At 63.2% G+C, this 13,123-nt stretch carries 12 protein-coding genes and 1 tRNA gene; 12 read left to right on the top strand and 1 reads right to left on the bottom strand.

The features are described from left to right. Positions 1-68 precede the first annotated feature (68 nt). The 8 genes from LGH70_RS01535 (at position 69) to rnk (ending at position 9,942) form a co-directional block, all read left to right on the top strand. Entirely contained in the window at positions 69-485 is a 417-nt protein-coding gene (locus tag LGH70_RS01535) for a thioredoxin (RefSeq protein WP_226181987.1), read from the top strand. 243 nt (positions 486-728) lie between these two features. Further along, positions 729-1,403, top strand: a complete 675-nt coding sequence (locus tag LGH70_RS01530; RefSeq protein ID WP_226181985.1) for a response regulator transcription factor — start codon at positions 729-731, stop codon at positions 1,401-1,403. Positions 1,404-1,416: 13 nt separating this feature from the next. Beyond that, positions 1,417-2,799, top strand: coding sequence for a sensor histidine kinase (locus LGH70_RS01525; RefSeq protein ID WP_226181983.1), 1,383 nt, complete (start codon positions 1,417-1,419; stop codon positions 2,797-2,799). A gap of 168 nt (positions 2,800-2,967) precedes the next feature. Beyond that, a complete protein-coding gene (locus LGH70_RS01520) occupies positions 2,968-3,258 on the top strand; it encodes a hypothetical protein (protein ID WP_226181981.1) in 291 nt (96 codons plus the stop codon). A gap of 23 nt (positions 3,259-3,281) precedes the next feature. After that, entirely contained in the window at positions 3,282-4,448 is a 1,167-nt protein-coding gene (locus LGH70_RS01515) for an efflux RND transporter periplasmic adaptor subunit (RefSeq protein ID WP_226181979.1), read from the top strand. A gap of 194 nt (positions 4,449-4,642) precedes the next feature. After that, positions 4,643-7,819, top strand: a complete 3,177-nt coding sequence (locus LGH70_RS01510) for an efflux RND transporter permease subunit (RefSeq protein ID WP_226181977.1) — start codon at positions 4,643-4,645, stop codon at positions 7,817-7,819. A gap of 200 nt (positions 7,820-8,019) precedes the next feature. Further along, entirely contained in the window at positions 8,020-9,453 is a 1,434-nt protein-coding gene (locus LGH70_RS01505) for an efflux transporter outer membrane subunit (protein ID WP_226181975.1), read from the top strand. 75 nt (positions 9,454-9,528) lie between these two features. Continuing rightward, a complete protein-coding gene (gene rnk / locus LGH70_RS01500; RefSeq protein ID WP_226181973.1) occupies positions 9,529-9,942 on the top strand; it encodes a nucleoside diphosphate kinase regulator in 414 nt (137 codons plus the stop codon). Positions 9,943-10,181: 239 nt separating this feature from the next. On the opposite strand, the gene LGH70_RS01495 is transcribed toward rnk, so the two are convergent. Beyond that, a tRNA-Gly gene (locus LGH70_RS01495) sits at positions 10,182-10,254 on the bottom strand. A gap of 228 nt (positions 10,255-10,482) precedes the next feature. On the opposite strand from LGH70_RS01495, the gene LGH70_RS01490 reads away from it, so the two are divergent. The 4 genes from LGH70_RS01490 to LGH70_RS01475 all read left to right on the top strand — a co-directional run bounded on the left by LGH70_RS01490 (position 10,483) and on the right by LGH70_RS01475 (position 13,113). Continuing rightward, the gene (locus LGH70_RS01490; protein ID WP_226181971.1) at positions 10,483-11,115 is read left to right on the top strand and encodes an NAD(P)-dependent oxidoreductase; all 633 of its coding nucleotides are present in this window, start codon (positions 10,483-10,485) and stop codon (positions 11,113-11,115) included. Positions 11,116-11,140: 25 nt separating this feature from the next. Next, on the top strand, positions 11,141-11,380 hold the full coding sequence (locus tag LGH70_RS01485; RefSeq protein ID WP_226181969.1) for a hypothetical protein: 240 nt from the start codon (positions 11,141-11,143) through the stop codon (positions 11,378-11,380). A 29-nt stretch (positions 11,381-11,409) separates the two neighbouring features. Next, positions 11,410-11,946: a GNAT family N-acetyltransferase gene (locus tag LGH70_RS01480; protein WP_226181967.1), complete on the top strand. Its 537-nt coding sequence runs from the start codon at positions 11,410-11,412 to the stop codon at positions 11,944-11,946. Between the two features lie 75 nt (positions 11,947-12,021). Further along, positions 12,022-13,113, top strand: a complete 1,092-nt coding sequence (locus LGH70_RS01475; RefSeq protein ID WP_226181965.1) for a hypothetical protein — start codon at positions 12,022-12,024, stop codon at positions 13,111-13,113. The last annotated feature ends 10 nt before the right edge of the window (positions 13,114-13,123 follow it).

Raw genomic sequence — 13,123 nt, 5'->3', positions numbered from 1 at the left:
TGAGGGACGTCATCCGGAGGGCCAGGCAGGGCGGCTAAATTTGTGTCTCCATGCTTGTTTCACGTCCGATGACTACTTCCACATCACTTCCGGTGGGGCCCGCGGCAACACCCGTGCTGTTGGTATTGCTGCCGGTAGGAGTGGCGGGCGCCGCGCACCCGACCCAGACGGCCACCAATGCCTTTCTCCACGCCTTGCAGCACAAGCTGGGCGCGGCCATCCGGGTGATGCGCATTCAGGAAGCGCATCACCCGGCCGTGGTGCGGAGTTTTCAGCTTGCCGAGCTGCCGGCCCTGGTACTCGTGCAACAGGGCGTGGAGCTGTGGCGCCACCAAGGGCTACCCGACGCCGATGTTATTATTCCGCTGCTCCTGAGCAAGCTCCAGCCCAGCGCCGAGCCGGTCCAGCGTCCCATAGTACCCGCCAGCGCCGGCACTCCGGCACCCCGGGCATTCTTTCTGGCCCCGGGAGCCCCTGAAGTATAAGTGGCCCGTTATTGCGCGGTGCGGGGCGGCCCCGGAATGGTTTTACGGGAAGCGGAGCTCTTTACGAAGTAAAAGAGCCCAGCGTATCAGCCGTTTTCGTGGGGTGCGGCTATTCTCTGGTTTACCTTCCAGATACGGCCTAAGCACGGAAGCTGCGGCCTGCCCCTGGCCGTCTCATTGACCCCTGGCCGGCGGATACGTACCTTTACCCCTCGTACGGGTTCACCTACAGGCACGCCGCTTATGAAAGTTCTACTGGTCGAAGATGAGCCGCAGCTAGCTTCCTTTGTTAAAAAAGGGTTTGAGCACGAGGGCTACGAGCTAACCGTGGCCTACGACGGGCGCACGGGCTGGTCGCTCTACCAGCAGCAGCCCTACGACCTGATTATCCTGGACGTGAACCTGCCCTACCTTAATGGAGTGGAGCTTTGCCGGCAGATTCGGGCGGGCCGGCTCCGGGTGCCGGTGCTGATGCTGACCGCTCTCGACAGCCTGGCCGACAAGGAAGCCGGCTTCGAGGCCGGGGCCGATGATTACCTGGCCAAGCCCTTTGCGTTCCGGGAATTGCTGCTGCGGGCCCGGGCCCTGACCAAGCGCTACGCCGAAACGGGGGCCCCGCAGCTGCTGCGCATGGCCGACCTGGAGCTGAACCTGGAGTCGAAAACCGTGACCCGGGCCGGGCAGCGCATCGACTTGACCACCCGGGAATATTCCCTGCTGGAACACCTGCTGCGCCATAAGGGCCACATCGTGTCGCGGGTGGATATTGCCGAGCGGGTCTGGGAACTGGACTTCGACACCACGACCAACGTCATCGACGTGTACGTGAGCTATCTGCGCAAGAAGATTGACCGGGACTTCTCCTCGAAGCTGATTCACACGGTGGTGGGTATGGGCTACGTCATGCGCGAACAGTAACCCGCCGGAGCCCATGCTGATTCGCAATAAGCTGATGCTGCGCTTTACCCTGCTGGTGCTGGGCATCCAGGTCAGCTTTTCGGCCTTTATCTACTACTTCAACGCCACCGTGCGGACCCAGCGCTTCGAGCAGCGCCTGACCAACAGTGGCCTGCTGGCGGGGCGCCTGCTGGTGCGCACCCACAAGCTCGAAACCGGCATGCTGGGCAGCCTGCGCCGCGGCGACCTGCTAACGTTGCCCCAGGAGGAAATCAGCATTTACGGCCCCGACAACTCGTTGCGCTACAGCAGCGCCGACTCCATCGACCAGCAGGCCAACCGGGCCCGGCTGGCGAGCCTGCAGCCCGGCAAAATTGCGGTGTACCCGGCCGTGGGGCACCGTGAGTCCATCGGGCTGGTGTTTGCGCAGGAATCCGAGGCGGGGCTGTACCGTATTTTCGTGTCGGCCGAAGACCGGGTGGGGTGGGCGCAGCTGCGGCAACTGGGCCTGCTGCTGGTGCTAGGCAACGTGGGCGCGCTGGTGCTCACCATTCTGGCCGGCTGGTTTTTTGCCGGCTCGGCCCTGCAGCCGGTGGCGCGCATCACGCGGCAGGCCGGCCGGATTTCGGCCACCAACCTGGGCCGCCGCCTCTCGGAAGGTAACGGGCGCGACGAGCTGGCCCAGCTGGCCCACGCCTTCAATACCATGCTGGCGGGTCTGGAAAAGGCGTTTGAAGGACAAAAAAGCTTTCTGGCCCATGCCTCGCATGAGCTGCGCACCCCGCTGACTACCCTCACCGGCACGTTGGAAACGGCCCTTGAGTACGATACCACGCTGCCCGAAGCCCGCCAAAGTCTGGCCCAGAGCTTGGATGCGGCCCGCCACCTGAGCGCCCTTACCACCGGCCTGCTGAACCTGGCCAAAGCCGATGGTGCCCTGCCGGCCTTTGCCCCGGTGCGCCTGGATGAGTGCCTGAACCAGGCCCTGGAATTTGCCCGCGCCAAGTACCCCGGCCGCGAGTGGCGCCTCACCTTCGGCGACTTTCCCACCGAAACCGACGCTGACCTGTTTATGCTTCCCGGCAACGCTGAGCTGCTGGTTACGGCCCTGCTCAACCTGCTCGACAACGCCGGCAAATACTCCGGCGGCCCTGTGCGCACCGAGCTGTCGTATGCCACTGCCGCCACGCTGCGGGTGCGTATCACCGATGCCGGTCCGGGCCTGTCCTCCGACGAGCTGCGCCAGATCTACGAGCCGCTGTACCGGGCCTCAGGCGCCCTGGGCCGCCCCGGCTACGGCCTGGGGCTGCCCCTGACCCAGCGCGTGGTGCAGCGCCACGGCGGGCGGCTGGAAATTACCTCGGCCCCCGGCCAGGGCACCACGGCCACGGTATTGCTGCCGGCTGCTCCGCTCTGAGACGGGGCTAGCAACTCTTCATGCGGAGCCCGAAACGGCCTTCGTCATTCCTTGCAAAAGGGTGAGTGAAGGCCGTTTTCATGTTTTCTAATACCGTTCTCATCTCGTTCTAATGTCGCGGGGGCTCCTTTGCAGCACGTTCCACCTGGCCCTGCGGCCCCGACTGCTATGACATCTTCTCACCCCCAGCCGACGAATCTGCTGGCCTTGCTGCTCGGCGGGGCGCTGGTGCTGTCGTTGGGGTTGAACGGGGTGTTGCTTAGTGCCCGGCCCGAAACCTGGCCCGCCGAAGACGACGAGTTGACCGCCACCACCGCCGACCTGCACCTCACGCAGCGCCTGCTGGCCCAGTGCCAACAGCAGCAGATGCGGCAGGACAGCGTGCTGGTGCAGCTGCGGGCCGAACAGGCCAGCCCGGCCTTGGCGGAACAACCATCCGCTTTTTCCCCCTCTAAATGAGCCCGACACCTTTGACACCGCGCATGTATTCAGTATCGAGAAATCCGGGGGCGCTGCTGCGCCGCGGGCAGTGGATTAGTACGCTGGCCATAATGCTGGCCGCCGGAATCAGCGGCTGCACGGTGGATGGCAAGAACCCGGAAAGGGCGGCCGCGCCAGACGTGCTGCCCGTCGTGACGCTGAAAGCTACGGAGCAGGAGCTGTTTCATGATTACGTGGCTGATGTGCAGGCCGTGCGCAACGTGGAAGTACGGGCCCAGGTAGCCGGTTTTCTGGAGCAGATCTACGTCGACGAAGGCCGGCCGGTAAAGAAAGGCCAGCCCCTGTTTCGTCTGAACGCCAGCGCCTACCAGAACAAGCTGAGCCAGGCCCGGGCCGCCCTGACCAGTGCCCAGGCCCAGGCCGCGGCGGCCGGAGTGGAACTGACCCGGGTGAAGCTGCTGGTCGATAAAAACGTCATTGCCAAAACCGAGCTGGCCCTGGCCGGCAGCAAGCTTAAGGATGCCGAAGCCCGCGTGGCCGAAGCACGGGCCGGCGAAGCGGCTGCCCGGTTGCATCTGAGCTACACGCTCGTCCGGGCGCCCTTCGACGGCATCATCGACCGGATTCCGCTTAAGATGGGCAGCGTGGTGGAAGAAGGTACCCTGCTCACCACCGTGTCCGATCTGCACGAGGTGTACGCCTATTTCAACGTGGGCGAGGGCGAATATCTGCAATACACCAAGGCCCGCCAAAAGCATCCCGACCGCCACTCCGACTCGGTGCGCCTCACGCTGGCCGATGGCTCAGTTTATCCGTTGGCCGGCCGCATCGAAACCACCGAGAGTGAGTTTAACCCTAACACCGGCTCGTTGGCGTTCCGGGCGCGCTTCCCCAACCCAAAGCGCATGCTCAAGCACGGGGCCTCGGGCCGCATCCGGCTGACGACCAACCTGCCCACGGCGCTGCTGCTGCCCCAGAAGTCGGTGTTCGAGATTCAGGACAAAAACTACGTGTACGTGGTCGACAGGGCCGGTGCGGTGCACATGCGCAACTTCACGCCCCAGACCCGCACCGGCGACTTCTACGTGGTGAAAGAGGGCCTGCAAGCCGGCGAGCAGGTGGTCTATGAAGGCGTGCAGAGCCTCAAGGACGGGCAGCGCATCAGTCCCCGCCCCGTGGTGCTCGACTCGCTGCTGGCCGCTGGGTAGCGCATAGCAGCCTACTAAACCTTTCAAATCGTCATGCGCAGCACGGTCGAGGCATCTCTACCACGAGAGTAAAATTTGGTGAGTGCTTTCGATTCGCTGCAACGGAGCGGTAGAGATGCTTCGACTGCGTTGCGCATGGCTGTTTGGGGCTTCGTCCACGCAGCAAGTCAATTGCTCTTCTAACAACGACTTTCATGTTTAATATCTTCATTCGCCGGCCCATTCTGTCGCTGGTAATTTCGGTGTTTCTGGTGCTGCTGGGTGGGCTGGCCCTGTTCACGCTGCCCATCACGCAGTTCCCTGACATCGTGCCGCCCTCGGTGACGGTGACGGCCAAGTACACCGGCGCCAACGCCGAGGTGTGCGCCAAGGCCGTTGCCACACCCCTGGAGCGTGCCATCAACGGGGTGCCGGGCATGACGTACATGAACTCGGTGAGCTCCAATAACGGCGTGACACTCATCACCGTGTTTTTCAAGGTGGGCACCGACCCCGACCTGGCCGCCGTGGGCGTGCAGAACCGGGTGACGACCATCCTTGATGAATTACCGGAGGAGGTTATCAAGGCCGGCGTGACCACGGAAAAGGAGGTAAACTCCATGCTGCTCTACCTCAACATCACGAGCGACGACAAGGCGGCCGGCGAGAAGTTCATCTACAACTTCGCCGACATCAACGTGCTGCAGGAGCTCAAGCGCATCGACGGCGTGGGCTTTGCCGAAATCATGGGTTCGCGCGAGTACTCGATGCGGGTGTGGCTCAAGCCCGACCGCATGGCGGCTTACGACGTGGGCACCGACGAAGTGGTGGGCGCCATCCGGGCCCAGAACGTGGAAGCCGCGCCGGGCAAGTCGGGCGAAAGCTCGGGCGCCGACAAGGCGCAGTCGATGCAGTACGTGCTGCGCTACACCGGCAAGTTTTTCGAGCCCGAGCAGTACCGCAACATCGTGGTGCGGGCCAACGCCGACGGCTCGGTGCTGCGCCTGCGCGAGGTAGCCGACGTGGAGTTTGGCTCGCTCACTTACAGCATGGCCTCCAAAACCGACGGCAAGCCCTCGGCGGCCATCATGCTCAAGCAGCGCCCCGGCTCCAATGCCTCCGACGTTATTACCAACGTGAAAACCCGCATGGCCGAGCTACAGGCCACAAGCTTTCCGCCCGGTATGAAGTACAGCATTGCCTACGACGTGTCGCGCTTCCTCGACGCGAGTATTCACGAGGTAATGCGCACCTTGTTTGAGGCCTTTTTGCTGGTGTTTGTCATCGTGTACGTGTTTCTACAGGACTGGCGCTCCACGCTGATTCCGGCGCTGGCGGTGCCGGTGGCCCTGATTGGCACCCTGTTTTTCATGCAGGTGCTGGGCTTCTCGATTAACCTGCTCACGCTGTTTGCGCTGGTGCTGGCCATCGGCATCGTGGTCGACAACGCCATTGTGGTGGTGGAGGCCGTGCACGCCAAGATGCAGGAAAAGCACCTGCCGGCCCGCGCCGCCACCTTCGAGGCCATGGGCGAAATCAGCTCCTCGCTCATTGCCATCACGCTGGTGATGTCGGCCGTATTCATCCCGGTTTCCTTCATGGACGGGCCGGTGGGCGTGTTCTACCGGCAGTTTTCGCTCACGCTGGCCATAGCCATTGTCATTTCGGGTATCAACGCCGTGACCTTAACCCCGGCTTTGTGCGCGCTGCTGCTCAAGCACACACCGGCCGAGGCGGGGGCTAAGCCCAAAGGACTGATGGCGCGCTTCTTTGCTGGGTTCAACAAACGGTACGACGCGCTTTCGGGCCGCTACCAGGGCTTGCTGCGGGCTATTGCCGGACGCCGGATGGTGACGCTGTTGGTGCTGCTGGTGTTCTGCGTCGGCACCTGGGGCGTGAATAAAATCCTGCCCTCCGGCTTTATCCCGACCGAGGACCAGGGCATGGTGTACGTGAACGTGACCACGCCCGCCGGGGCCACCGTGGAGCGGACCGAGACCGTGCTCGACGAGGTGCAGCGCATTGCCAGCCAGCTGGGCCCGGTGGAGTCGGTGTCGACGCTGGCCGGCTATAGCCTGGTGAACGAGGTGGCCGGCTCCAGCTACGGCATGGGCATGATTAACCTCAAGCCCTGGGATAAGCGCGAGCAGTCGGTGGCCGAGTTCATCGCCGAGCTGGAAGAGAAAACCAAGAACATTGCCGACGCCGACATCCAGTTTCTGCCGCCGCCCACGGTGCCGGGCTTCGGCAACAGCAGCGGCTTCGAGCTGCGTTTGCTGGATAAGTCGGGCACGGGCGACTTGCAGAAAACGGCCGCTGTGTCGCAGACCTTCCTCACCGCCCTGCGCAAGGACCCAGCCATTGGGGGCGCCTTCACCAGCTTCGACCCCAACTTCCCGCAGTACCTCATCCACGTCGACCAGGACATGGCTGCCAAGAAGGGCGTGACCATCGACGCGGCCATGAGCACCCTGCAAACGCTGATGGGCAGCTACTATGCCTCCAACTTCATCCGCTTCGGGCAGATGTACAAGGTGATGGTGCAGGCCGGCCCGGAGTACCGCAGCCGCCCCGACGACCTGCTGGCCCTGCACGTGAAAAACAACCGCGGCGAGATGGTGCCTTTCTCCACTTTCATCAAGATGGAGCGCGTGTTCGGCCCCGACCAGCTCACGCGCTACAACATGTACACCTCGGCCATGCTCAACGGCGACGCGGCCCCCGGCTTCAGCTCCGGCGACGCCATCACGGCCATCGAGAAGGTAGCGGCCAACGAGCTACCCCGCGGCTACGCCTATGAGTGGAGCGGCATGACGCGCGAGCAAATCCTGAGCGGCGACCAGGCCCTGTACGTGTTCGGCGTGGTGCTCATCTTCGTGTACCTGCTGCTGGCGGCCCAGTACGAAAGCCTGCTGCTGCCGCTGCCCGTGCTGCTGAGTTTGCCCACCGGCATCTTCGGTGCCTTCCTCAGCCTCAAGCTGCTAGGCCTGGAAAACAACATCTACGCCCAGGTAGCGCTGGTCATGCTCGTCGGCTTGCTCGGTAAGAATGCCATCCTCATCATCGAGTTTGCCGAGCAGCGGCGGCGCCAGGGAGCTTCCGTGCTCGATGCTGCTGTGGAAGGGGCCGTGTCGCGCCTGCGGCCGATTCTGATGACGTCCTTCGCCTTCATTGCGGGCCTGATTCCGCTGGTTATTGCCAGCGGAGCCGGCGCCCTGGGCAACCGTTCCATCGGCACGGCCGCGGCGGGCGGCATGCTCATCGGCACGCTGTTCGGCATGGTGCTCATTCCCGGGTTGTACGTGCTGTTTGCCTCCTTCGAAAAAGTGAAAAACCCGGAGGACGATGAGCTGGTGGAGGTGGAGGAAGTGCGGGAGTTGGTGGCGCATTAACCTCACCCCCCCGGCCCCCTCTCCTTGGAGAAAGGGGGCCGGACGATTTGTAGCGCGGACTTTTAGTCCGCGGATTGAATACCTGTACCAGTTCAACTCATTCGCGGACTAAAAGTCCGCGCTACAGCCCGCACCGCCGTGGCTCCCCCTCTCCCTAAGGAGAGGGGGCCGGGGGGTGAGGCGCCAAGCCAGCACATTTCATGCGTTTCTTTCCTGCCTTTCTCTCCGTCTTTATCCTCGCCACCGGCTGCCGTGTGGCCGCGCCCGACGCCCCCACCGGCGCCCCGGCCGTCCCCACTACCTTCACCCAGCCCACGGCCGATACCACCAGTGCCGGCGCCCAGCCCTGGCAGCAGTTTTTCCAGGACCCCGCCCTGACGGCTCTCATCGACACGGCGCTGCGCCAGAACCTGGATTTGCAACTGGCCCTGCAGCGCGTGGAAAGTGCCCGTGCCAACTACCTGGCCCGCCGCGGTGCACTGCTGCCCATCGTTTCCGCGGCCGGTTCGGCCAGCGGTGACCGGTACGGGCGCTACACCCTGAATGGGGTGGGCAACTACGACACCAACCTTTCGCCCAACATCGACGGGCAGCAGCGCATCCCGGGGCCCGTCACGCCGGAGTTCTTCGTAGGGCTGCGCAGCTCCTGGGAAATTGACCTCTGGGGCAAGCTGCGCCAGCGCCGCCAGGCCGCCTACCTGCGCGTGCTGGCGTCGGAGCAGGGCCGCCACCTCGTCACTACCAACGTAGTGGCCGAAGTAGCCCGCCTCTACTACGAACTGCTGACGGCCGATAACCAGCTGGCCGTGCTGGAGCGCAACATCGCCCTGCAGCGCGAGGCTTTGGGCCTGATGCGCGTACAGAAGCAGGCCGGCCGCGCTACCGAGCTGGCCGTGCAGCAGTTTGCGGCCCAGGTAGCCCGCACCGAAAGCTTGGCTCACGAAGCCCGCCAGCGCGTAACGGAAGCCGAAACCGGCCTCAACCAGCTGCTGGGGCGCTACCCGCGCACTATCACCCGAGGGCGCCCGCTGCCTGGCCAGGTGCTGCCCGAGCGCCTCAGCGCCGGCGTGCCCGTCACGGCCCTGCTGCGCCGCCCCGATGTGCGCCAGGCCGAGCTGGAAATGCAGGCCGCCCGCGCCGATGTGGCCGCCGCCCGCGCCGCCTTTCTGCCTTCTCTCACGCTTATGCCTTACATAGGCTTCAACTCCTACCGCAGTGCCACCCTATTCGACCCCACCTCGCTGGCTTACGGGGCCCTGGCCGGCCTCACCGGTCCGCTGCTCAACCGGGCCCAGTTCAAGGCCGACTTCCGCCTGGCCACGGCCGGTAGCTACGAGGCGTACTACCGCTACCAGCAGTCGCTGCAAACTGGCTTTCGGGAAGTGGTGAACGGATTGCAGGGGCTGGAAAACTACCGTGCCGCCTCGGCTGCCCGCCAGCAGGAAGTGGAACTGCTCAGCAAAGCCGTGGCGACGTCCAACGAGCTGTTCGTGGCCGGCTACGCCAGCTACCTCGAAGTCATTACGGCCCAGCGCAGCGTGCTCGAAGCGGAGTTGAGTCTGGCCGAGTCGCGCCAAACGCAGCTACTGCAAAGCGTGAGCTTGTACCGTGCCCTAGGGGGCGGCTGGCAATAGCCGCCTGATTCTTTCGCCCCTCATTTACCTGCTGCCATGCTACCTGAACCCGCACTTCACAACCTCCCGAAAATCATGCATTCGCCCTCCGATATCTACGTGACTAAGCTGGACTATGCGCGGCTCCTGCAACTGGTACACCAGGCACACCCGGCGGCCGACGCCGAGGCCGTGGCCGCGCTGAATCAGGAGCTGGCGCGTGCCCATCTGGTCGATTCCTACGATATTCTGCCCGACGTAGTGACCATGAATTCCCGCATCAAGCTGCGCGACCTAAACAGCACCGACGAGTTACAGATTACCCTGGTGTACCCGCCGCAAGCTGACCCGGCCCGCCACCGGATTTCTATTCTCAATCCGGTGGCAGTGGCGGTACTGGGTGCGCGGCTCGGCGACAAGGTGAAATGGCCCTCGCCACATGGGCTGGTCAGCTACTGGGTGGAAGCCATTCTGCATCAGCCGGAGGCCGCCGGCGACTGGCTCAGCTAGCCCTAGCAGCAGTGTCCGAACGTGGCCGATGGCCTGCTACTCTATAAAGAATATCGAGAGGCAAAGCACAGTACTTGACTGGTAGCCGGCCAGCACGAATTTGAAGAACATACCCGAGTCGGGGCAGGGCTAACCAGTATGCGTATAGGGCGTACGGGGCTCTTCGTACAAAAATGGCCAGTCGATCCAGTAAGCAAATCAGCCACTCACCTCAACGGGCAAGTGGCTGATTCACAATGAGCGAGAAACGAGGTTCGAACTCGCGACCCTCAGCTTGGGAAGCTGATGCTCTACCAACTGAGCTACTCTCGCTTAGATGTTGGTACCGGCAAAAGTACGCAGCATTAACCAAACAAGAAACAAGCGCCCCGGGCTGATGGCAATATATTTGAGCCGCACTGTTTCGGAAAATTTGGCGCCGAATGAGAGGTAGGTGAGGCTTGCAGACGCGGCGGCGCGACTCAACAGCGGACAATCCGTATGAGGAGGTAAATTCTGCTGCGCACGGCAACAGATGGTTTTTCTTACCTCTCCCGCCCTATGAAAATACTTGTTTTCGGTGCTTCCGGTGCCACTGGCCGCCAGCTGGTGCAGCAGGCCCTCGACCAGCAGTTTAGCGTGACGGCCTTTGTGCGCGACCCGGCCAAGCTGACGGTACGCCACCCTAATCTGCAGGTGGTGCAGGGAGACATACTCCGGAGCGACACGGTGCAAAAGGCCGTGCCCGGGCACGATGCCGTGCTGCTGGCTCTGGGCGTGAAGAAAAATCAGTCGGGCGACACTACATTGTCGGATGGCACGCAGAATATCATTGAGTGTATGCAGCGCTACGGGGTGCGGCGGCTTATCTGCGAGACGTCGCTGGGGGTAGGAAGCAGCAAAAACGAATCAGGATTTCTATTCAGCAAGCTCATTGCCCCGCTTTTTCTCAAGCACATCATGGCCGACAAAGAGCGGCAGGAGGCCCTTATTCAGCACAGCGGCCTAGAGTGGACCATCGTGCGCCCCGCGGGCCTGACCAACGGCAAGGCAACGGGAGGCTACAAAATTGCCCTCAGCTTTGCTAATGCCAAGATCAAAGGCCGGGTTTCTCGCGCCGATGTCGCGCAGTTCATGCTCAAGCAGCTGGCTACGGATGCCTTCGTGGGGCGGGCCGTGGGAATTTCCTATTAAGTTTGACCATCTAACGCCTCGCACCATGGCATATCCTCCTTCCGGCCGCACCGCCGCCACCGGCACGCTGTATCTTTTGGCGGGCGTGCTGCTGCTCATTGCCCTGGCTTACCGTTCGCCCGAGCTGTATGCCGCCTGGCAAACCGACACGCTGACGAGCAGCCGGGCCGGCCTGAGTCTGGTGTTTCTGGTCGGAGCTCTGTTTATGCTGCGTATGGGCTGGCGCTTGCGCCGCAACAACCGTCAGAACGACGTAATCGACTAGCCCCGCGCCGTTTTTCGCTTTTTCCCTCTATGTCTTCTCCGCTTCGCATTTCCGTTGCCAAACGCACGCCCGCAGTTGCTGCTCAGCTGGCTGAGCTGGGCCGGCAAACCTTCCACGATACCTTCGCCGCCGATAACAAAGCCGAGGATATGGCCGAGTTTCTGGCCGCCACGTTCAGCGAAGAAAAGCAGCTAGCCGAGCTGAACGACTCCCAAACCACCTTTTTGCTGGCCCATATGCAGCAGCAGCCCGTGGGGTATGCCAAGCTGCGCCTCGGCTCGACGCTGGGCTTGGAGGAAGGCAAGGAAGGAAGCGGCCGGCTGGAAATCGAGCGGCTCTACGTGCAGCAGGACTGGATTGGCACCGGCCTGGGTGCGGCCCTAATGCGGCGGGCCATTGAGGAAGCGCGGCTGCACAGCTGCCGCACGGTGGTACTGGGTGTGTGGGAGCGGAATGAGCCCGCTATTGCCTTCTACCGCCGCTTTGGGTTTCGCGAAATAGGGCAGCACACCTTCCGGCTGGGGCAGGATATCCAAACCGATTTGATTCTGCGCAAAGGGTTGTAGGCGCTCCACATTCCCGGCGCGCATTACCTTTGCGGCCCGACCATCTTTCCGCCCCTCGTGAGAAAACCGCCGCCTTTGCCCTTTCTGCCGTTCCAGCGCTGCTCCTGGCTAGTGTGCGGACTGATGGCGGGAATGTGGAGTGCGTGCTCTTCGGGCGGCGGCCAAACCACGACGCTGCCGCTGCCCACGGGCCACTACGAGGGCCCGATCAGCTACCAGGGCGCGGAGCTGCGCGTGGCCCTGGATCTGCGCGAGGAGTCGCCTGGCAAGCTCTCGGCCGATTTGCATTTTCCGGAAATTGCCGGGCTGAGCTTTGCGGCGGCCAACGTGCGCTACAAAGAGCCCCAGCTCATGTTTGAGCAGCCTGGGCAGCCAAGTGCAATAGCCGTCAATGCTATTCGGGAGGGTGATTTTCTGCGCGGGGTTTTCACGCTCGACAGTGTCAAAACCGAGTTTGTGTGGGTGCGGCGCGGGCAGGCCGCAGCGCGGGTCTACCAGGAAAAAGCGTTTGCCTTCCAACTCCAGGGCCAGTCCCAGCGCCTGACGCTACTGGTACCCACCGATACGAGTAGCCGGCACCCGGTGGTGGCCTTGCTGGCCGATGCGGCTTCGGCCGGCTCGGCGGCCACCCGCGCCGACCTGCTGGCCCGTCAGGGTTTTCTAGCGGTAGTTGTTCCCCTCACGGCACCAGTTTCAGAAACCGATTCGGCGGCCTTGTACCGAGCGGTTGCCGTAGTGCAGGCCCTGCGCAAAGAGCCGTCTGCCGATTCGACCCAAATCGGACTGTGGCTGCGCGGCAGTAGTGCAGCCGCCCTGGTCGGAGCCGCTGGTTTGGCTCAGCCCAAAGCCGCTTTCGTCGTCCTGGAAAACGTGCCGGCTGCCTCAACGGTCCAGGCCCGGCCTTTTCTGCAAGTTAGTCGGCAACTGCCGGTGCTAGCCCTTTACGCTGCCGCCGATACCAGCCTGAACGTGCGCGAGAGTAGCCGTCGGCTGCGCACGGCCCTGGGCGGCCGGCGGGGCTCAATGGTCCGCACCTTTCCGCAGGCCAATGCCGATTTCATTGTGCCCGGCCGGCTTAGCGCCGACGGCAAATGGACCTGGCCCCAGCCCGCCCCAAACTTCGTGGAAGGGCTAACCACGTGGCTGCGTCAGCGCGGCCAGCGCTAGGCTCCGGCTG

The organism is Hymenobacter nitidus (assembly GCF_020447315.1).
Classification (GTDB): domain Bacteria; phylum Bacteroidota; class Bacteroidia; order Cytophagales; family Hymenobacteraceae; genus Hymenobacter; species Hymenobacter nitidus.
The sequence above is the reverse complement of the archived record's forward strand: the minus strand, read 5'-3'. Positions and strand labels throughout refer to the sequence as shown.